Here is a 19,016-nt window from a genome sequence, read left to right on the forward strand (position 1 = left end):
CAAGGAGGCGAGGCGTGACGTTCACCCCAGGTCCCGAGGCCGAGGAGCTGCGCACGGTGGTGCGCGGGTTCCTGGAGAAACGCTCCGGTGAGGCGGACGTGCGGCGGTGGATGGACACCGACGCCGGCTACGACCCGGCGGTGTGGCGGCGGGCCGCCGAGGAGCTGGGCCTGACCGGGCTGCTGGTGCCCGAGCGCTGGGGCGGCTCCGGGGCCACGCTGGTGGAGCTGGGCGTGGTGTTCGAGGAGATGGGACGGGTGCTGTTCGGCGCGCCGTTCTTCGGTACGGCCGCGCTGGCCGCGAACGCCCTGCTCTGCCTGGACGACGAGGCGGCGAACGAGCGCTACCTGCCGGCCATCGCGGACGGGAGCACGGTGGCCACCGCGACCTGGGGCACCACCCACCCGCTGACCAGCGCGATCACCGCTGAGCACGGGCCGGGCGGGGACGGCGGCTGGCGGCTGCACGGGACGGCGGACGTGGTGGTGGACGCGGCCGCCGCCGATCTGATCCTGGTGGCCGCCCATACACCCGACGGGCTGGGCGCGTTCGCGGTGGCCGGGGACGCGGACGGCCTGGTCCGCACCCCGCTCACCCCGCTGGACCTGACCCGCAAGCTGGCCGCGTGCCGGTTCGACGGCGCCGAAGCCCGCGCCATCGGCACCCCCGGCACGGTGCTCGGCCATCTGGTCAACGCCTACGACCGCGCGGTGCTGCTGCTGGCCTGCGAGCAGCTCGGCGGCGCCGCCCGGGTGCTGGAGGCGTCGGTGAACTACGCCAACACCCGCGTGCAGTTCGGGCGGAAGATCGGCTCGTTCCAGGCCATCAAGCACCGCTGCGCGGACATGCTGATCGAGGTGGAGTCCGCGCGCTCGGCCGCCTACCACGGCGTCTGGACGGCGGTGCACGAACCGGACGAGCTGGCGTTCGCCGCCTGCCTGGCCGGCTCGGTCTGCTCCGAGGCGTACACCAGGGTCGCGCTGGACAACGTGCAGAACCACGGCGGCATCGGGTTCACCTGGGAGCACTCCGCGCACCTGTACCTCAAGCGGGCCAAGGCCTCGCAGGCGTTCCTCGGCTCGCCGGCCAAGCACCGGTCCCGGCTGGCCACCCTGCTCGACATCCCGGAGGTGGCGGCATGAGTGAGCTTGCGAACGAATCATCGACACGGACCCAGGAAGACGTCGAGCGGCTGGTCAAGGACTTCCTGGACGAGCACCCTGTCGACGCCACGCCGGACCGCGAGCTGCGGGGCGCCCGGTTCGACGCCGGGCTCGCGTTCGTGCACTTCGACGTGGGCTTCGGCGGGCTCGGGCTGTCGTCCTCGCTGCAGCCGCTGGTGGAGCGGCTGTTCACCGACGCCGGCGCCGAGGACTGGATGGCCCGCAACGTGATCGGGCTGGGCATGGCGGCCCAGACCGTGCACGCGCACGGCACCGACGAGCAGCGCCGCCGGCTGCTGCGCCCGCTGTTCACCGGCGAGGAGATCTGGTGCCAGCTGTTCTCCGAGCCGGGCGCGGGCTCCGACCTGGCCTCGCTGGCCACCCGCGCGGTGCCCGACGGCGAGAACTACGTAATCAACGGCCAGAAGATCTGGACCTCGCTGGCGCACGTGGCCCGGCGCGGCCTGCTGGTCGCCCGCACCGACCCCGACCTGCCCAAGCACCGGGGCCTGAGCTACTTCGCCCTCGACATGACCAGCCCCGGCGTCGAGGTCCGCCCGCTGCGCCAGATCACCGGCCAGGCCGAGTTCAACGAGGTGTACCTGACCGACGTCCTGGTACCGGCCTCGGACCGCCTCGGCGCCGACGGCGAGGGCTGGCGGGTGGCCATGACCACGCTGATGAACGAGCGCGTCGCCATCGGCCGGCGGGTGTCGCGGCGCGGCGAGGGCTCGATCGCGGCGGCCGTCGCCGAGTTCCGCGCCGCCGCCGCGACCGGCCGCGCCGACGCCTCCGAACGCGACCGGCTGATGCGGCTGTGGACCCGCGCCGAGGCCGCCCGACTGACCAACGTCCGCGCCTCCGCCGCGCAGGCCGGCAGGGCGCCCGGCCCGGAGGGCTCGATCGCCAAGCTGCAGATGGCCGAGCTGAACAAGGCCGTCTACGAGCTGTGCGTGGACCTGCGCGGCACCGACGGCATGCTCATCGACGACTACACCGAGACCCGCCCGGACCGCTCGGCCGTCGGCGGCGCCCTGGACGTCCGCAAGGCCTTCCTCCGCTCGCTGGCCAACTCCATCGAGGGCGGCACCTCCGAGGTCATGCGCAACATCCTCGGCGAGCGCGTGCTGGGCCTGCCCGGCGAGCCCCGCACCGACCGCGACCTGCCGTGGAAGGAAATCCCCAGGTCATGACCCGTGAGTGATGAGGGTCGCAATAGCGGCCCCAACCACTCACGGGGCGGGAGCAGCACGGATGCGTCATGCTGAGCGGGGACGCCGGTTCGGTTGACGGGAGGCGGGATGGCCTTAGGGGCGGCCAGCATCGACGGCCAGCGGTTCCGGCGGGTGTTGGGCAACTACCCGACAGGGGTCACGGTGGTCACCGCGATCGGGGACGACGGGAACCCGGCGGGCATGGCGGTCGGGTCGTTCACCTCGGTGTCGCTGGACCCGCCGCTGGTCGCGTTCCTGCCCACCAAGTCGTCCACCAGCTTCCCCAAGATCCGCACCGCGAGCAGCTTCTGCGTCAACGTGCTGGCCGCCGACCAGGAGCCGCTGTCCCGGGGCTTCGCCGCCAGGGGTGGTGACAAGTTCGCCGGCGTGAGCTGGTCGCGCACCCCGTCCGGGGCGCCGCGCCTTGACGGGGCGGCGGCCTGGATCGACTGCGAGTTCGAGTCCGTCCAGGAGGCCGGCGACCACTACCTGGTGATCGGCCGGGTCCGGCACCTGGACTCGGACGGCGAGCGGCTGCCGCTGGTGTTCTTCCAGGGTGGGTACGGGCGGTTCTCGCCCGCCTCGCTGGTCGCCGTGCCCGAGCCGGACTTCATCAGCCACCTGCGGCTGGCCGACCTGTCCCGGACGGAGCTGGAGCGGGTGGCCGCCGAGGTCGGCACCGAGTGCCTGGCCATCGCCGCGGTGGACGACCAGCTGGTGGTGCTGGCCAGCGCCGGCACGCCGTCGCGGGGCGCGGAGTACACCCGGGTCGGGCAGCGGATGCCGTTCGTGCCGCCGATCGGCGCGCCGTTCGTGGCCTGGGCCGACGACGACGCGGTGCGCGCCTGGCTGACCCGCGCCGGCCGCCCGTTCACCGACGCCGAGCGCGAGCGGCACCTCGCACTGCTGACCCGGGTCCGCGCCCGGGGCTGGTCGATCAGCCTCGGCGGCGGCGAGACCGGGTCCGGCACCCAGGGCGAGCTGCTGGACGCCATCGACAGCTACGACGAGGGCGAGGCGGACGGCCGGGAGCGGGTGCAGCGCCTCGGCGTCGAGCTGGCGCACCGGTTCGAGCCGGAGCACGAGCTGGAACCCGACGCCGAGTACGACGTGCGGCTGGCCAGCGTTCCGGTGTTCGGACCGGACGGCGCGGTGGTGCTCACGCTCACATTGTGGGGCTTACCGCACCCCTGCACCGGCGCCGACGTGCGACGTTTCCTCGACATCGCGCTCGCGGCGGCCCACACGATCGGCAAGTCACTGGACGATCGTTCGGGTTGAGGTTCAAGATCCCGGGCGTGCAGCGTTGTTGTCCGCGCTCCTGGCACGAGGCCCCGCCGGATGTCATGGTGCCGACCTATCGCGACGGAACCGTCCTGCTCTCCGCCTTCACCCCGGACGACGTGGCGAGCCACCTCGCCGGCGAGGACGACGAGACCGCCCGCCGCTTCGGCTGGTGGCCGGAGTCGTCCACCGAGGAGACGGTGCTGCGCAGCTTCGACGACTGGGCCAAGAGCTGGGCGAACGGCGGCCCGATCCACACCTTCGCGGTGCGCCGGCAGGACACCGGCGAGCTGCTCGGCGGGTGCCAGCTGCGCAAGCAGGACGACCTGGGCGGCGAGGTGTCGTACTGGACGGGGGCCGGGCAGCGCGGCCGAGGCTACGCCCGCCGGGCGCTGACGCTGCTCACCCGGCACGCGTGCGGGGAGGGGCTGACCCGGCTGGAGGCCCACATCGAGGCCGACAACCCGGCGTCCCAGGCGGTCGCGCTGGCCGCCGGCTACACCGAGGAGTCCCGGTTCACCGACGACGGCACGCTCATGATCCGCTATATCTGGACCGTGCCCTAGGTGAGTACGACCTCGCCGTGCCGGCCGTCCAGCACGACGGTCAGGCCCGCTCGGTTGCCGGCCCGCACGCGCAGCCGTACGCCCAGCGCCTTGAGGGCCGGGCGCACCCGGTCGGGGGTGGGGTGGGTGGCCTCGAAGCCGAGCAGCGGCACCGTGGGAAGGCCGCGGCTGGGCGGCGGCGGGGTGTCGCCCCAGTCGATCAGGAAGGGCACCAGGCCGGTGCCGGCGTCCAGGTCGGGCACGGTGAGCCGCCAGCGCAGGGTCTCGCCGTCGGGGGTGGCGCGGGCCATCGGGTGAGCGTCGCCGGGGTCGAAGCCCTCGGCCCTGGCCGCCGCGATCTGGCCGTCCAGGTCGCTGGTGCCGATGGCCCAGGTCACCACCCGTGGCTCGGTGAGCCGGTCGACGCCGAACGGGCGGGCGCGCCCGGGGTCCGGCTGCTCCGGGTCCGGGCCGATGATCTCCAGGAAGGCGTCGTCGCCCACGCCGACCAGGTAGTTCGCCGTTCCCATCCCGACGTGCTGCCCGCCCGGCACCGGCGCCACCCCGGTCAGCTCTTCGAACACCCGGACACCCTCGCCCAACTCAGGCGCCGCAAACACAATGTGATCGAGCACGTGCCCCAGTATCGGCCACACACCCACTTCGTGCCCCGCACACGCACCGCGGTGGATGTGCGGGGTACGAGGTGGGTGTGCGGGCGCTAGTCGGTGAGCAGGGCTTTGCGGACCTTGCCCATGGCGTTGCGCGGCAGGCTGTCCACCAGGCGGACCTCGCGCGGGCGCTTGTGCACCGAGAGCTGGCCGGCCACGTGCTGGATGAGGTCCTCGGCCCTGGCCCCGTCCGCGACCACGAACGCCACCAGCCGCTGGCCCAGGTCCGGGTCCGGCAGGCCGACCACGGCGGCCTCGGACACCGACGGATGGTCCAGCAACGCCGCCTCCACCTCGCCGGCGCCGACCCGGTAGCCGCCGGTCTTGATCAGGTCGGAGGAGCGGCGGCCGACGATGCGGTGGTAGCCGGCCGCGTCCAGCACCGCCGCGTCGCCGGTGCGGAACCAGCCGTCCTCGGTCGTGCTGGCGGCGGTGGCCTCCGGGCGCCCGAGGTAGCCCTCGAACACGGTGTCGCCGCGTATCTGCAGGTCACCGATGGTCTCGCCGTCCGGGGTGACGGGCTGGCCGGAATCATCGACGATCCGGCTCTCGACTCCGGCGATGGGCACGCCCACCCAGCCGGGCCGGCGCTCGCCGTCCGCCCGCACCGCGATCGTGATCACCGTCTCGGTCATGCCGTAGCGCTCCACCGGCGGCTGGCCGGCCAGCGCCGCCACGTCCCGGAACACCGAGGGCGGCAGCGCCGCGCTGCCGGAGACCAGCAGCCGCGCCGAGCCCAGCGCCCGCGCGCTGGCCGGGTCGGCGGCGACCCGGGACCACACGGTGGGCACCCCGAAGTACAGCGAGCCGCCGCGCTCGGTGGCCGCGGCCGCGTAGGCCTCGGGCCTGGGCCTGCGGGTGTGCACCAGCGGGCTGCCCACCCGCAGCGCGCCGAGCACGCCCAGGATCAGCCCGTGCACGTGGAACAGCGGCAGCCCGTGCACCAGCACGTCGTCCGGGGTCCACGCCCAGGCGTCGGCGAGCCCGTCCAGGCTGGCCGCCAGCGCCCGGTACGGCAGCACCGCGCCCTTCGGGCTGCCCGTGGTGCCGGACGTGTACATGATCATCGCGGTGTCGGCGTCGGACGCCGGCGCGGCGTGGAACGTGGACCGGGCGGTCGGGTCCACCGGCACCACGTCCAGCCCGATGTCCTCCGCCGAGGGCGTGCCCAGCCACAGAGCCGCGCCCGAGTCACGCAGCACGTGCTCGCGCTCCCTCGGCCCGGAGTCCGGCGGGACCGGCACCACCGGCGCCCCGGCCAGCAGGCAGCCCACCACCGCGACCACCGTCGACAGGCTGGCATCGGCGTGCACCGCGACCGCGCCGGCGCCCCGGACCCGCTCGGCCACCGCTCCCGCCGCCGCGAACAGCTCGTCGCGGCGCAGGCTCGCGCCGTCCACCGTCACCGCCGGCCGGTCATCGGACCTCTCGATCGCCCCGAACAGGGCATTCGCCGCACTCACCAGGCCACCCTACGTCGGCGGCCCGGCTTCGGCGCGGCCTGCGCAACCGGTGGACCAGCGCCGCAGGTGAGGAACCAGGACGGCGGCCAGCTCGCGCGGCGCCTCCTCGGGGATCCAGTGGCTGACCCCGCGCAGCGTCTCGAACCGATAGGGCGCCCTGACGTACCTCTCGGTCCGCTCGACGCCCGCGCGGTCGACAAAGACGTCGCCGTCGCTCCAGACGAACAGCGTGGGGCGGCGCACCGGCTCGCCGGCCCGCCGAGGGTTGAGCAGCGGCATGGCCCGGTGCCAGTTCAACGCGGCGGTCAGCGCGCCGCGCGCGGTGAGCCCGGCGGCGTCGCGTTCGGCGCGTTCGCCGGACTGCCCGGAGCGGACCAGCGCCGCGACCAGCCCCCGGCGCAGCAACGCCTCGGGCAGCCACGGCAGCTGGAACAGGACGAAGTACCAGGACCGCAGGCCCTGGCGGCTGGTGACGAGCGACCGGAGGAAGGCGCCGGGGTGCGGCACCGACAGCGCTGTCAGGCTGCGCACCCTGTCCGGCTGGGCGGCGGCCAGCGTCCAGGCGACCGCCGCGCCCCAGTCGTGCCCGACCACGTGCGCCCGCCCGCCGTAGTGGTCGATGACCGCGGCCGCGTCGGCTGCCAGCTCGCTGATCCGGTAGGCGCCCCGCCCGGCGGGTCGTGCCCCGGGCGAGTAGCCGCGCTGGTCCATCGCGATCGTCCGACAGCCGGCGTCGGTGAGCAGCGGGACCAGGGCGTCCCAGCTGTCCGAGCGCTGCGGGAAGCCGTGCAGCAGCAGGACCGGCTCGCCGTCGGCCGGCCCGGCCTCGGTGACGTTGAAGGCCAACTCGCCCCTGGCGACCTGAGTAGTCGGCGACACGCCCGGAGTATGGCCGGCACCCCCGACAGGCCTCACGCACCCATCGAGCTACCGGGAAACCGCGCCCTGAACACCTAGAATGCCCGGGTGCCGAGACAGCGCCCCGGACACGCCCATCGGCGCGTGGGGGCGGAGGCATCCAAGTCGGCGCGCACCCGGGAACGGATCTTGGACGCGGCCGCCTCGGTGCTGAGCCAGAACGGCTACGCCGGCACCCGGCTGTCCGACATCGCCGAGCGCGCCCAGGTGCAGCCGCCCGCGCTGTACTACTACTTCGCCTCCCGCGAGGAGCTCATCGAGGAGGTCATCGCGCTGGGCATGGCGCGCGCGATGGCCCACGTCTCGGACGCGGTGGCCTCGGTGGCGCCGGAGGCGAGCGGCATGGACCGGATCTGCGCCGCGGTGGCCGCGCACCTGGAGGTGGTGCTGCGGCTGTCCGACTACGCCTCGGCGGCCATCCGCAACGGCGCCCAGCTGCCGGCCGACATGCGCGAGCGGCAGCTGGCCGAGCAGCGCAGGTACGGCGACATCTGGCGCGGGCTGATCGAACAGGCCCGCGCCGACGGCGAGGTCCACCCGGACCTGGACCCGAGCGTGGCCAGGATGCTCATCCTGGGCGGGCTGAACTGGGCCACCGAGTGGTGGGACCCGGACCGGGGCTCGCTGCGCTCGGTGATCCACACTGCCCAGCTGCTCACCCGCAACGGCCTGGCCGCCCGCTAGGCGCTGCGCAGCCGGCCGGCGTCCGGTTCGGCGTCCGGTTCGGCGTCCGCGAAGCCCGCGTCGACCGCGCTGGTCAGCTCCAGGATGGTGCGCGCGACCAGCCTCGGGTCGTCGTACATCGGCACGTGGCCCACCCCGCGCAGCAGGCCGAACTCCGCGCCCCGCACCACCTCGCGCATCGGCCGACCGTAGCGCCGGAAGGGGATGACCCGGTCCCGCTGCGCCCAGGCGATCCGCACCGGGCACAGCGCCACGTCGAACTCGGCCATCGGCTCGGCCGGCTCGCGCCCGGCCAGCATCGCGGGCAGCAGGTCGCAGCCGGCCATGTCGGCCAGCATGTCCCGCAACCGCTCGGCGGAGACCCGCCCCGGCCGGGCCACCACCCGCCCCAGCACCGCCCGGCGCAGCACCGCGTTGCGCGTGAGGTTCTCGGCCACCGTGGTCAGCACCGGGTTGCCCACCGCCAGGTACCCCAGGCGGAACATCCACAGCAGCCGCAGCACGTCGCGCCGCGCCCGCCAGGTGCCGGCCGGAGACAACCCCAGCACCGACCGGGCCCGGCCCCGGCGCGCCAGTTCGAACGCCAGCCAGCCGCCCAGGGAGTTCCCGACCAGATGGGCGGTCTCGATGCCGGCCTCGTCGAGCTGGTCGCACAGCACGTCCACCACCGAGTCCAGCCCGGCCGGGGCGCCGTCGCGCAACGGCGGCCCGCCGCGATGCCCGGCCAGCGTGGGCGCGAACACGTCGTGCCGCCGGACCAGGAACGGGAGCACCGGCTCCCAGGCCCGCCAGGACATGGTGGCCCCGTGCAGCAACACCAACGGGGAGCCGACGCCGGCGCGATGGTACGGCGTGACCCGCTCCGCCGGGTCGGCGTACGACCACATCGACCAAGACCTCATCGCGCCGCTGCCCTCCGCGCCCGCCGCCCGGCGAAGGGGCCCGACCCCGGTCGTCGAGCGATATACCAAAGACGGTAGGTGAACCGTCAGTAGTTCGGCAAGCACTCTCGGTCTATACCCCGAATCGACGTCACATAAGCCCCATCGTTACCTCATGCCTGGTAACGCCCGATCTGACGGCACGGGTCACCAGTTATTGTGATCAGCGGGTGCCGGCACTTACTGTCGGATCCGTGTGAAGAACGCGTCAATCCGACCTGGAACCGTTGGAACGACACCTGAACAGCGAGGCACCATGACCTCCGTGGCAGATCGTCCGCAACCGTCAGGGGCGCTCACCGCATCGCCTTCCCACTCAGCGGAGCCGTCCGAACCACCGGAACCCCGGCTCTCCCAGGACCACATCGACCAGATCGCCGAGACCGTCGCCAGGCTGCGCGCCGCCCACGACCGAGGCCGGGGCCGCGAGATGCAGTGGCGCCGCGACCAGCTCGCGGCGGTGGAGCGGCTGCTCACCGAGCGCGAGTCGGAGATCGCCGCCGCGCTGGCCGCCGACCTCGGCAGGTCCGCGCACGAGGCCTGGCTCGGCGACATCCTCGGCACCAAGGCCGAGGCCCGCTACGCCCGCAAGCACGTGAAGCGCTGGATGCGCAGGCGCTCCACCGGAATGCCGCTCTGGCTGCGGCCCGGGCGGGCGTTCTACCAGTACGAGCCGCTGGGCGTGGTGCTGGTCGTGGGCGCCTGGAACTACCCGGTCTTCCTCAGCCTCGGCCCGGTGATCGGGGCGCTCGCGGCCGGCAACTGCGTCGTGCTCAAGCCGTCCGAGCAGGCCCCGGAGACGTCCGCGCTGCTGGCCAGGCTGATCCCGCGGTACCTCGACCCGGAGGCGATCGCCGTCGTGGAGGGGGCCGGCGCGGTCACCCAGGTGCTGCTCGACCAGAACCTCGACCACGCGTTCTTCACCGGCGGCGGCGCGATCGGCAGGAAGGTGATGGCGGCCGCCGCCCGCCACCTCACCCCGGTCACCCTGGAGCTGGGCGGCAAGAGCCCGGTGATCGTCACCAAGGACGCCGACCTGGAGGTCGCGGCCCGCCGGATCGCCTGGACCAAGCTGCTCAACGCCGGCCAGACCTGCATCGCGCCGGACTACGTGCTGGCCGAGAAACCGGTACGCGACGAGCTGGTGGACCTGATCGCCGCGAACGTGCGCCGGTTCCGCGACGGCGAGGTGGCCGGCCTGCGGGTGGTCAACCGGCGCCAGTTCGACCGGCTGACCGGCCTGCTCCAGGACCCGAGCGGCCGGGTCGCGATGGGCGGCGGCAGCGACGGCGCCGCGCTGACCGTCGAGCCGACGCTGCTCATCGACCCGGACCCGGAAGGGCCGGTGATGACCGAGGAGATCTTCGGGCCGATCCTGCCGGTGCTCACCTTCGACTCGGTCACCGAGGCGCTCGCGTTCGTCAACGAGCGACCGAAACCGCTGGCCACCTACCTGTTCAGCACCTCACGCGACACCATCGAACGGCTGGTCAACGAGGTGAGCACGGGCGGGATAGTGATCAACCACCTGGCCATGCACTGCCTGGTGCCGCAGCTGCCGTTCGGCGGGGTCGGCAGCAGCGGCATGGGCGCCTACCACGGCGAGTGGGGGTTCCAGACGTTCAGCCACCGCAAGTCGGTGCTGTCGCTGCGCACCAAGCCGGACCCGAAGCTGATGTACCCGCCCTACTCCGAGGCGGCCAAGAAGCTACTGCGCCGGCTCCTCTGAACCCTCTGAACCGGGATCGGTGGCGCGGTCGCCCCAGCGCCGGTAGACCTCGGCGGCCGCGCGGGAGAAGCCCTCGGGCATGCCCAGCTCGGCCATGGTGTCGGCGGCCTCGTCCATCTCGCCGGCCCAGCGCCACGCCTTGGTGCTGGCCCGCGCGGTGAGCGCGGTGAGCTGGGCGGTCAGGTCGATGCCCCGGTGCGCCAGCTCGTCGCACAGCGCCTCGGTCACGCCCGCCTCCTCGGCGGCCTCCGCGATCTGCAGCCAGATCGCCGGCATCGCCTTGCTCTGCAGCGCGAAGCAGGCCTTGAGCGCGCTGGCCTTGCCCAGCTCGCCGTCGAGCGCCTTGGCTTCGAACGGCGAGCCCTCGAACAGCCCGGCCACCTCGCTCGCGGCCGCGCCGGCCAGCCACAGCACGCTCTGCCCGTGGTCCCAGGCCGGCGGGCCGATCACCGCGCCGTCCACCACGTTGCGCTCCCCGAACAGCTCGGCGATCCGGCGCACGGTGCCCGGCGCGACCGCGTTGGCGTCCAGGTACAGCGGCCAGCTCGCCGGGTCCTGCCCGTGCAGCGCGTTGGCCACCTGCTCGGCCAGCTTGAGCGCGGCGTGCGGCGGGCAGATCGACACGATCAGGTCGCAGCGCGGCGCGAGCGTGGCGATGTCCGGCACCGCCACCAGGTCGGCCAGCTCGGCCCGCTTGGACGTGGCCTGGGAGCGGCCGCCCGCGGCCCAGATCACCACCCCGGCCCGCGCCTTGAGCGCCGACCCCAACGCCGCGCCCATCGCCCCCGGATGCAGCACCCCGACCACCGGACGCTCGCCCAACCGGCGGTTGCCACCCTGCTCGTTCGCGCTCATCGCCGCCCATCATCGCGCACCGAGCCCGCCGTGGAAACAGTCCGTCACGTCGAGTTGACACCCGGTCGTGAACCCTGGCCCGCCTCACCGGCGCCTGGCGCTCCCTTGCGGGACTACGCGAACGACGCGGCGCGACGTATGCCTATTTGGCCATACGGCTGGCAGGAAAATGCATTCGACGGATATGTGAGGTCGACCTCACCCTGGTCGGGGGTCGCCAGGGAGGTCGATCGTGGCATCGAAGAAGCGGGCCGAGGTGGTCGGTGCGGGCATCGCGGGTCTGACGGCCGCGATCGCGCTGGCTCGCCGGGGCTGGGCGGTGCGGCTGCACGAGCGCGACCGCGAGATCAGGGCGATCGGCGCCGGCATCTACCTGTGGGGAAACGGGCTGTCGGTGCTGGAGACGCTCGGCCTGTACCAGGAGGCGGTGGTGGGCGCCCACGTCGGGCCGGTGCTGGAGAGCCGTGATCACCGCAACCGGACGGTGGAGGCCGTCCGGATCAACGGGCCGGGCCAGCCGAGGGTCTACACCATCACCAGGGAACGGCTGATCGACACGCTGTTGCGGGGCGCCGACGCGGCCGGGGTCGAGATCCACACCGGCTCGGAGGTGACCGAGGTCGACCCCGACGGGACGGTCCACTCCCCTGGAGGCCGGGCCGAGCGGGCCGACCTGGTGGTCGCGGCGGACGGGGTGAACTCCAAGATCCGGGACAGGTTCGCCCTGGTCCGCCGCCGGGTGCGGCTCAAGCAGGGCGCCAGCCGGCTGACCGTGGCGATGTCCGACGGCTTCGTGCCCGCCGAGGACCGGGGCAAGTACATCGAGTACTTCAGCGGACGCCGGCGGGTGCTGTACACCCCGAGCAGCGCGACCAGCCTGTACGTGGCGTTGGTCGCGGATGAGGACGACGCCCCGGCCGGCCGCATCCCGGTCGACCCGGACGCCTGGGCCGCGGATTTCCCCGAGCTGGCGACGCTGCTGCGGGCGCTGGCCGATGTGCCGGCTCGGTGGGACACCTTCGAGTTCCTCACCCTGCGGCGCTGGTCGGTGGGCCGGATCGCGTTCGTCGGCGACGCCGCACACGCCCAGCCGCCGTACCTGGGTCAGGGCGGCGGCTGCGCGATGATGAACGCCCTCGGGCTGGTCAACTCGCTCGGCGACGTGCCCCGGTCGGTCGAGCCGCTGCTGCCGGCCTGGGAGGCCGCCCAACGCCCGACCATCGAGCACACCCAACGCTGGGCCTACCGGCTGCGCCTGGTCAACCCAATGCCGAACCCGGTGCGCGCCCCGCTCCTGCGGCTGGCCGGGCGGATCCCGGCGCTGGGCCGGTCCCGGCTGCGCGCCGCGATGACGGTCCCCACCTCGTCGCCGGCCGGCCCCGTCCGAGGGAGTGATCCGCGATGACCGAACCAGGGCTGGGCTCGCTCGACGTCGGCGGCCACGTGATCAGCTATCTCGACCACGGTCCTCGGCACGCGCCGGTCGTGCTGCTGATGAGCGGCTGGTGCCACGACCACCGGCTGTTCGACCAACTGGTGCCGCTGCTGCGAGCCCACTACCGCACGCTGTGCGTGGACTGGCGGGGCCACGGCGCCGACCGCGGCCCGGTGCCCGACTTCGGCTGTCCCGAACAGGCCGCCGATACCCTCGCCGTGCTCGACGCGCTCGGGATCGAGCGATTCCTGCCGGTGTCGCACTCGCACGGCGGCTGGGCGAACCTGCTCATCGCCGACCGGGCCGGAACGGCACGGGTGCCTCGGCTGATCCTGCTGGACTGGCTGATGACCCCGCCGGCGCCGGGTTTCGCGGACAGCCTGGCCGCGATCCAGAACCCGGACACCTGGGTCGAGGGCCGGCGGCGGCTGTTCGACGTGTGGCTGAACGGGCAGGACCAGCCCAGGGTGCGCCGCCACCTGGACGAGGAGATGTCCGGATTCGGCTACCCCATGTGGGCGTTGTCGTGCCGCGTCATCGCGGATGCCTACGCGGAGTTCGGCTCACCGCTGAACCGGATGGCCGCCATGGCCGAGCCCCGGACCGTCAAGCACCTGTTCTCCCAGCCCACCGACCCGGCCTACGAACGCGCCCAGCACGAGTTCGGCCGCCACCACCCCTGGTTCGACTACCGGATGCTCGGCGGACCGACCCACTTTCCCTCGCTCGACTCGCCGGCGCGGGTCGCCGCCGAGATCGCCGAGTACGCCGAGCCGCTGCCCGGCTGATCGGTCACGTCAGGCTCCGGCCGGCGCGTGGCACGCGAACAACGACGTCCGCACCCACACCCTCCGAAGGACACCCGATGACCGGCAGCCCCAACCAGGACGCCCCCACCACGAAGTGGTTCATGCTCGCGATCGTCTCGCTCGGCTTCGTCACGATGTCGGCGAACTGGTTCAACGTGTCCACCGGCTTCGGCCCGATCGCCCGCGAGTTCGGGCTGGACATCCCCGACGTCGCCTTCCTCATCTCGATCTTCGTGTTCGCCTACGGGCTGCTGCACATCCCCGGCGGGTTCCTGGCCACCCGCTGGGGCCTGCGTCCGATACTCGCGCTCGGCCTCGGGATCGAGGGGATCGGCTCGATGCTCTCGGCGGCCGCGGGGTCCTTCGCCCAACTGGCGTCGTTCCGCGCATTGTGCGGGGTGGGCGCTTCGGTGTTCGCCGCGGTCGGCATCGCCGCGGTCAGCGTCTGGTTCCGGCACCGCCACCACGCGCTGGCGCTGGGCGTCTCCTCGGCCGGGTTCAGCGTGGGCACCGCCGTCGGGCTCTACCTCTGGGCCGACCTGACCGCCGCCACCTCGTGGCGGACCTCGCTGCTGCTCGGCGGCGCGCTCCAGCTGGCGGTCGCGGTGATCACCGCGATCGGCTACCGGGTGCCCGGGGGCCTGGACGCGCTGCGCGGCGCACGGCTGACCAGGCAGGGCCTGCGCCACACCCTGGGCAACAGGGACATCTGGCTCTTCGGCTGCGGTTTCCTCGGCGCCTACGGGGCCTACCTCGGGGCGTCGCAGCTGATCGCCGGGTACGGCGAGCACCGGGGCTTCGGAGCCACCGAGGTGGCGGTGGCGGCGTTCCTGGTCGGCATCGCGGGCGTACCCGGCAGCGTGCTGTCCGGCTGGGTCGCCGACCGCTACCTGTCGCCGCGCGTGCTGTTCCTGGTCGGCGCGGTGCTGGAGGGCGTGTTCCTGCTGGTCCTGCCGGTGTCCGGCCCGGGGACGTTCTGGATCCCGGCGCTCGGCATCGGTTTCATGTTCAACGGCACGTTCGCGATCTGGCAGACGATCCCCGGTGGGTTGGCACGGATCGCGCCGGAGCACATCGGCACCGCGGTCGGGCTGATGCTGACCATCTCCGCGGTCGGCGGCTTCGCCGTACCCTGGGCGTTCGGGCTGATCGTGCCCGCCGGCGGCTACCCGGCCGGCTGGTTGTTCATGGGCGTGACCAGCATCCTCGCCGCCCTGGCCAGCCTGCTCGCGGGCCGGCCACCGGCGGGCACCCCCACTCCGGCACGCCTGGGACGCGCTCGGCGATGATGTTGCGCCGGACCGGGTCGTGCCCCGCAACGCGACCAAGTCCGACCTGGTTGCTCATCCGGCCGGATCGGTCCGAGCCTGCATGCCGAAGAGGACGGTTCCGGCGGGCCGGCTGTTCACCCGGGGCGAGGAGTCCGGACCCCAGCCGCCGGGGAGCAGTTCGGACAGCGGCCGGACCCCGGTCGTAGTCTCCACCCGCAGATGCGGGCCGCCGAACTCGTGGAGCAGTTCCCGGCAGCGCCCGCACGGGAGCAGCGGCTCGCCCTCGGGGTCCACGCAGGAAAAGGCCACCAATCGGCCACCACCGGTGAGCGCGAGCTGACCGACCAATGTGTTCTCGGCGCACATGGTGAGGCCACGTAGCTGAATCTCCACGTTGCAGCCGGTAACCACACGCCCGTCGTCGACGAGCGCGGCCGCGCCGACGGGAAATCCGGAGTAGTGCGCGTAGGCGTGGCGCATCGCGGCGGTCGCCTCGGCACGAAGGGCCTCGAAGTCGATCATTACTGGTCCCTTTCGTCGGGATGGGTCGCAACGGCGAGCGTCTCCGAGGCAGGTGGCCGGGACGAGGTGTGGTCAGGCGTGGCCGAGGCCGGCCAACGCCGCGCGTGGAAACGAGGTGTGCCTGTCCCCCAGGACCAGCGCCTGGTAGGTCAGCACGGCGGCCTGCTCGAGGCTCATCGCCCGGCGCAGTGCCATTGCGATGTCACCACCGATGCAGGAGCAGCCGTGGTGCGCCTGGATGACGCAGTTGTGGGTGCGGGACTGCTCGGCGCTGGTGTCGGCGAGTTCGTCGGAGCCGTTCGGGTGGTACGGCACCCGCCCGATCGAGCGCACCCAGTGCGCGTGGTCGAGGGTCATGAGGCGGATCTGCTCACCCATCGCGTCCAGCAGCACTGCGGTCCGCGGGTGCAGGTGGATCACCGATCCCACGTCAGGGCGGACCCGGTAGGTGCGCTGGTGCAGCTTCCACTCGCTGGACGGGGTCGGGTTGCCGTCCACCACGTTCCCGTCCGGATCCAGGATGCTGAACGAGTCCATCTCCAGACGGTCCAGCCACGTCCCTCGAGCTGTCACCGCGATGGTGTCATCGGGCAGCCGGACCGACAGGTTGCCGCCGCTGGCAATCACCAGCCCGGTGCGCACCGCGGTTCTGCCGGCATCGATCAGCCGCGTGAGCAACTCGTCCACGGTGGATCTCACGATTCCTCCTCTTCTCGCGTGGCGTCCGCGTGGCTGCGCGCACTGTCCATGTCATCGAGGTCCTCGTCGGACTCGTCGAGTGCCCAGTCCTCGAACTCCTTGCGGTCGATCCCGACCAGCACATGGCCGAGCAGAAAGATCAGCAGGAACGGGCCGGTGATCGACAGCAGCGGCGGACCGACCTGCACGCCGACCACCAGGCTCATGTAGAGGCCGCCGATGATCGAGGCGGCGGAGCCGGCCACGATCAGCAGGACGCCGAGCATGTTGGTCCGCCGCCGTCGCGGCACGTCGTCCGGCGACATGATCTGGGTGAAGAGCAGCCCCCATTTCTCCAGCCGAGGGCCGAAGAGCTGGATCAGTGCGCCGCCCAGCACCAGCGGGACCAGCCCGTTGGTGATGGCCAGGACCGGCGGCAAGACCGTGTAGGGCAGGGACTGGGTGACGCCCGCGACGCCGGTGCACAGGATCGAGATCTCGGCAAGCATGGCGGCGAGGCTGGCGGCGACGTACTTCAGGAGCTTGCGCGGGCTGTCGGTCCTCGGGCTGTTGTCGCCGCGGGTCGCGTACCAGACCTTGTACGGGACGTAGGCGAAGAAGAAGTTGCTGATCATTCCGAAGGTGGATGCGAGGGTGATCCCACCGAAGAAGTCACCGATCAGATTGCCAATGGCGGCGCCGAAGGCGCCGGCCGGGCCGAACATGATGCCCATCGCCGGCACCATTGCCGTCGCGATGCGCATGTCGATGTGAGGCAGGATCATGATCCCTTTGAAGGGGATCAGGACGGCGGCGTAGAGCGCGGCGGACAGCGCGGTGATCGCCACCATCTTGGGATAGCGCCACATCGTCAGGATGTCGTTCATGACATCTCCCTATCCGGGTGCGGGACGAGGAATCGTGCTCAGGAGGGATTGGTGAACACCCCGAACCATTCGTGGACGCCGATCACGATCGAACCGGCGATGAGGAGAAGGGCAGCGGCGCACCAGGCAAGGTCGGCCGCGCGCATGCGCAGCATCAGGTAGCTGCCGCGCGAGCGAGGATTGTGGCCGTATCCCTTGGCTTCGATCGCCATGGAGAACGTGCTGGTCGAACGCATGGTGAGCAGGAACGCGGGCACGAGCAGCGGCAACGACCGGCGCAGCCGGCTCACCGCGTTGCCGCTGTCGAGATCAAGACCACGCGAACGCTGCGCCTCCATGACGCTGCGCGAGGAACCGATGAGCACCGGCGCCATCCGCAGCGCGCTGGTGAAGGCGAAGACAGCGCCGTAGGGAACTCCCAGCCGCCGCAGGCCAGCCCCCAGTTCCTCGTTGCGGGTGGTGCTCAGCAGCAGGATCGAGATCACGACCGCGATCACCGAACGGATGCCGGCGGACGCACCCATGCCGAGGTTCTCCTCGTAGAAGATCCACCACAGATGATTCACCCGGGCGCCGAGGAAGATCCACGACAGCACGCCGAGGACGAAGATCGCGATGACCAGCGGACGCAGCCGCCACAGGTTGCGGCCGGCCCGGGCCAGCAGGGTGATCACCACCGATTCGACCAGCAGGAGCGCGACCAGCCACACCTGCTCGATGAGCACCACGCAGGCGACGAAATGCGCCAGCGTGAACAGCATCTTCGCTCGCGGGTCGATCCGGTGGTAGAACGAGTCACCGTCCAGATACAGATACTTGATCATGGTTGTCCCTCGCGGGCGGCCGGGAAGCGGCCGCCCAGGTCGGCGGGGACGACGACGCCGTCGTTGGTGATCAGGCCCGTGACCAGTTCGGGCGGCGTGACGTCGAAGGCCGGGTAGTAGCCCCGCACGTCGGCGGCCGCTGTCCGCACACCCAGGCAGGTCAGGACCTCCTCGCCGGGGCGCTCCTCGATCTCGACATCGGCGCCGGTGCGTGAGGTCGGATCCGGGCCGCGGGTGAAGGAGTAGAACGGGACCTCGAAGTGCCGCGCGGACAGCGCCGCCTGCAACGTCCCGATCTTGTTGACGACGTGGCCTTCCATCGTCACGCGGTCTGCGCCGGTGAGGACCAGCGAGATCCGCCCCCGGCTCATGGCGTGCGCCTGCATGCCGTCGGTGAGCACGGTCGTGGGCAGGCCGACACCGACCATCGCGTCGGCGGTCAGGCGTGCGCCCTGCAGGTAGGGGCGGGTCTCGCTGCAGAACGCGGAGATGTCCTTGCCCTGTCGGCGGGCGAGCAGCGCCGCGTAGACCAGCGCGGTCTCGGGCCAGCAGTGGCACAGGAACGTACCGCCGTCGGGGATGAGCTCGGCTGCGTAGCCGCCGCGGGCCCGCGCGAGCTCGTAGTCGCGGGCGATCCGCCGCCGGGCGGCCTCGAGCATCGCCCGCTCGAGGTCGGCGCCCTCAGCGATCGCGGCCACGCCCACCTCGAGCAGCGCGGTGGCGGTGTAGAGGATGCCCCGGTTGGTGGGGCGCGCGTAGCCCAGCACGGCGGCCGCCTTCTCCAGGGTGTCCCGCGCGACCGCCGAGGACGCGCCGCGGACCGAATGCGCCGCGAGCACCATGCCGTACGCGGCGGTGTGCGCGGGCCCGCCGCTCTGGGTGACCATGTCGGTGATCGCGGTGGCGACCTCCTCGTAGGTCTCGCAGGTCACGAAGCGCGTGTGGAAGGGGTAGACGCGCCGGTCGAGGACGTGTACTCGGCCCTGCTCGTACCGGACCACGTTCTCCGGCCGGACGAGGAACGGCAGGCCGTCGAACAGCGGGCCGTGCAGGTCGGTGCTGTCGTCGGGAACAGGAGCGGCGTTCGCCACGTAGACCTCGCTTCTTCGCTCGGGAGGGAAGT

General features: G+C 72.4%; 19 protein-coding genes. 9 read left to right on the forward strand and 10 right to left on the reverse strand.

Translation table 11 applies throughout. The annotated features are described in order from the left end of the window. The first annotated feature begins 14 nt into the window (after positions 1 to 14). The 4 genes from N912_RS0129320 to N912_RS0129335 all read left to right on the forward strand — a co-directional run bounded on the left by N912_RS0129320 (position 15) and on the right by N912_RS0129335 (position 4,227). A complete protein-coding gene (locus N912_RS0129320; protein ID WP_028925191.1) occupies positions 15 to 1,142 on the forward strand; it encodes an acyl-CoA dehydrogenase family protein in 1,128 nt (375 codons plus the stop codon). Further along, positions 1,139 to 2,356 (forward strand): acyl-CoA dehydrogenase family protein, encoded by a 1,218-nt coding sequence (locus N912_RS0129325; RefSeq protein WP_028925192.1) that lies wholly within the window; start codon positions 1,139 to 1,141, stop codon positions 2,354 to 2,356. The genes N912_RS0129320 and N912_RS0129325 overlap by 4 nt, the downstream gene beginning before the upstream one ends. A 108-nt stretch (positions 2,357 to 2,464) precedes the next feature. Further along, positions 2,465 to 3,658, forward strand: a complete 1,194-nt coding sequence (locus N912_RS0129330) for a flavin reductase (protein ID WP_028925193.1) — start codon at positions 2,465 to 2,467, stop codon at positions 3,656 to 3,658. Between the two features lie 65 nt (positions 3,659 to 3,723). Further along, positions 3,724 to 4,227 carry a GNAT family N-acetyltransferase gene (locus N912_RS0129335; RefSeq protein WP_028925194.1) on the forward strand — a complete coding sequence of 168 codons (504 nt, stop codon included), beginning with the start codon at positions 3,724 to 3,726 and terminating at the stop codon, positions 4,225 to 4,227. On the opposite strand, the gene N912_RS0129340 is transcribed toward N912_RS0129335, so the two are convergent. The 3 genes from N912_RS0129340 to N912_RS55455 are packed head-to-tail and all read right to left on the reverse strand — an operon-like array spanning position 4,224 to position 7,219. Beyond that, complete coding sequence (locus N912_RS0129340; RefSeq protein WP_342670881.1) at positions 4,224 to 4,868, reverse strand: VOC family protein; 645 nt, start codon at positions 4,866 to 4,868, stop codon at positions 4,224 to 4,226. The two genes, N912_RS0129335 and N912_RS0129340, sit on opposite strands and share 4 nt — an antisense overlap. 59 nt (positions 4,869 to 4,927) lie before the next feature. Beyond that, complete coding sequence (locus N912_RS0129345) at positions 4,928 to 6,340, reverse strand: acyl-CoA synthetase (protein ID WP_211261430.1); 1,413 nt, start codon at positions 6,338 to 6,340, stop codon at positions 4,928 to 4,930. A gap of 9 nt (positions 6,341 to 6,349) precedes the next feature. Continuing rightward, complete coding sequence (locus tag N912_RS55455; protein WP_051580960.1) at positions 6,350 to 7,219, reverse strand: alpha/beta fold hydrolase; 870 nt, start codon at positions 7,217 to 7,219, stop codon at positions 6,350 to 6,352. 87 nt (positions 7,220 to 7,306) lie between these two features. On the opposite strand from N912_RS55455, the gene N912_RS55460 reads away from it, so the two are divergent. Continuing rightward, complete coding sequence (locus tag N912_RS55460) at positions 7,307 to 7,942, forward strand: TetR/AcrR family transcriptional regulator (RefSeq protein WP_051580961.1); 636 nt, start codon at positions 7,307 to 7,309, stop codon at positions 7,940 to 7,942. On the opposite strand, the gene N912_RS55465 is transcribed toward N912_RS55460, so the two are convergent. Then, entirely contained in the window at positions 7,939 to 8,829 is an 891-nt protein-coding gene (locus N912_RS55465; RefSeq protein ID WP_064745414.1) for an alpha/beta fold hydrolase, read from the reverse strand. The two genes, N912_RS55460 and N912_RS55465, sit on opposite strands and share 4 nt — an antisense overlap. 310 nt (positions 8,830 to 9,139) lie before the next feature. Here N912_RS55465 and N912_RS0129365 point away from each other — a divergent pair, with 310 nt between their 5' ends. Further along, positions 9,140 to 10,612: an aldehyde dehydrogenase family protein gene (locus N912_RS0129365; RefSeq protein ID WP_084211317.1), complete on the forward strand. Its 1,473-nt coding sequence runs from the start codon at positions 9,140 to 9,142 to the stop codon at positions 10,610 to 10,612. Here the strand turns inward: N912_RS0129365 and N912_RS0129370 are convergent. Beyond that, on the reverse strand, positions 10,592 to 11,467 hold the full coding sequence (locus N912_RS0129370; protein WP_051580962.1) for an NAD(P)-dependent oxidoreductase: 876 nt from the start codon (positions 11,465 to 11,467) through the stop codon (positions 10,592 to 10,594). The two genes, N912_RS0129365 and N912_RS0129370, sit on opposite strands and share 21 nt — an antisense overlap. 232 nt (positions 11,468 to 11,699) lie before the next feature. On the opposite strand from N912_RS0129370, the gene N912_RS55470 reads away from it, so the two are divergent. The 3 genes from N912_RS55470 (at position 11,700) to N912_RS55475 (ending at position 15,000) form a co-directional block, all read left to right on the forward strand. Beyond that, positions 11,700 to 12,872 carry an FAD-dependent oxidoreductase gene (locus N912_RS55470; RefSeq protein WP_037067162.1) on the forward strand — a complete coding sequence of 391 codons (1,173 nt, stop codon included), beginning with the start codon at positions 11,700 to 11,702 and terminating at the stop codon, positions 12,870 to 12,872. After that, positions 12,869 to 13,690: an alpha/beta fold hydrolase gene (locus N912_RS0129380; protein ID WP_051580963.1), complete on the forward strand. Its 822-nt coding sequence runs from the start codon at positions 12,869 to 12,871 to the stop codon at positions 13,688 to 13,690. The genes N912_RS55470 and N912_RS0129380 overlap by 4 nt, the downstream gene beginning before the upstream one ends. 77 nt (positions 13,691 to 13,767) lie before the next feature. Next, complete coding sequence (locus tag N912_RS55475; RefSeq protein WP_051580964.1) at positions 13,768 to 15,000, forward strand: MFS transporter; 1,233 nt, start codon at positions 13,768 to 13,770, stop codon at positions 14,998 to 15,000. A 54-nt stretch (positions 15,001 to 15,054) separates the two neighbouring features. Here N912_RS55475 and N912_RS55480 read toward each other — a convergent pair whose 3' ends face one another. The 5 genes from N912_RS55480 to N912_RS55490 all read right to left on the reverse strand — a co-directional run bounded on the left by N912_RS55480 (position 15,055) and on the right by N912_RS55490 (position 18,984). Continuing rightward, positions 15,055 to 15,504 (reverse strand): cytidine deaminase, encoded by a 450-nt coding sequence (locus N912_RS55480; protein WP_064745415.1) that lies wholly within the window; start codon positions 15,502 to 15,504, stop codon positions 15,055 to 15,057. A 72-nt stretch (positions 15,505 to 15,576) separates the two neighbouring features. After that, a complete protein-coding gene (locus tag N912_RS0129395; RefSeq protein WP_028925200.1) occupies positions 15,577 to 16,203 on the reverse strand; it encodes a class II aldolase/adducin family protein in 627 nt (208 codons plus the stop codon). Then, positions 16,200 to 17,069: a QueT transporter family protein gene (locus N912_RS55485; protein WP_051580965.1), complete on the reverse strand. Its 870-nt coding sequence runs from the start codon at positions 17,067 to 17,069 to the stop codon at positions 16,200 to 16,202. The genes N912_RS0129395 and N912_RS55485 overlap by 4 nt, the downstream gene beginning before the upstream one ends. 38 nt (positions 17,070 to 17,107) lie before the next feature. Further along, positions 17,108 to 17,893, reverse strand: coding sequence for an energy-coupling factor transporter transmembrane component T family protein (locus tag N912_RS0129405; RefSeq protein ID WP_028925201.1), 786 nt, complete (start codon positions 17,891 to 17,893; stop codon positions 17,108 to 17,110). Further along, positions 17,890 to 18,984, reverse strand: a complete 1,095-nt coding sequence (locus tag N912_RS55490; protein WP_051580966.1) for a s-methyl-5-thioribose-1-phosphate isomerase — start codon at positions 18,982 to 18,984, stop codon at positions 17,890 to 17,892. Before N912_RS55490 ends, N912_RS0129405 begins: the two co-directional genes overlap by 4 nt. Between the last annotated feature and the right edge of the window lie 32 nt (positions 18,985 to 19,016).

This window comes from Actinospineispora acaciae DSM 45401 (assembly GCF_000620785.1).
Lineage (GTDB): Bacteria > Actinomycetota > Actinomycetes > Mycobacteriales > Pseudonocardiaceae > Pseudonocardia > Pseudonocardia acaciae.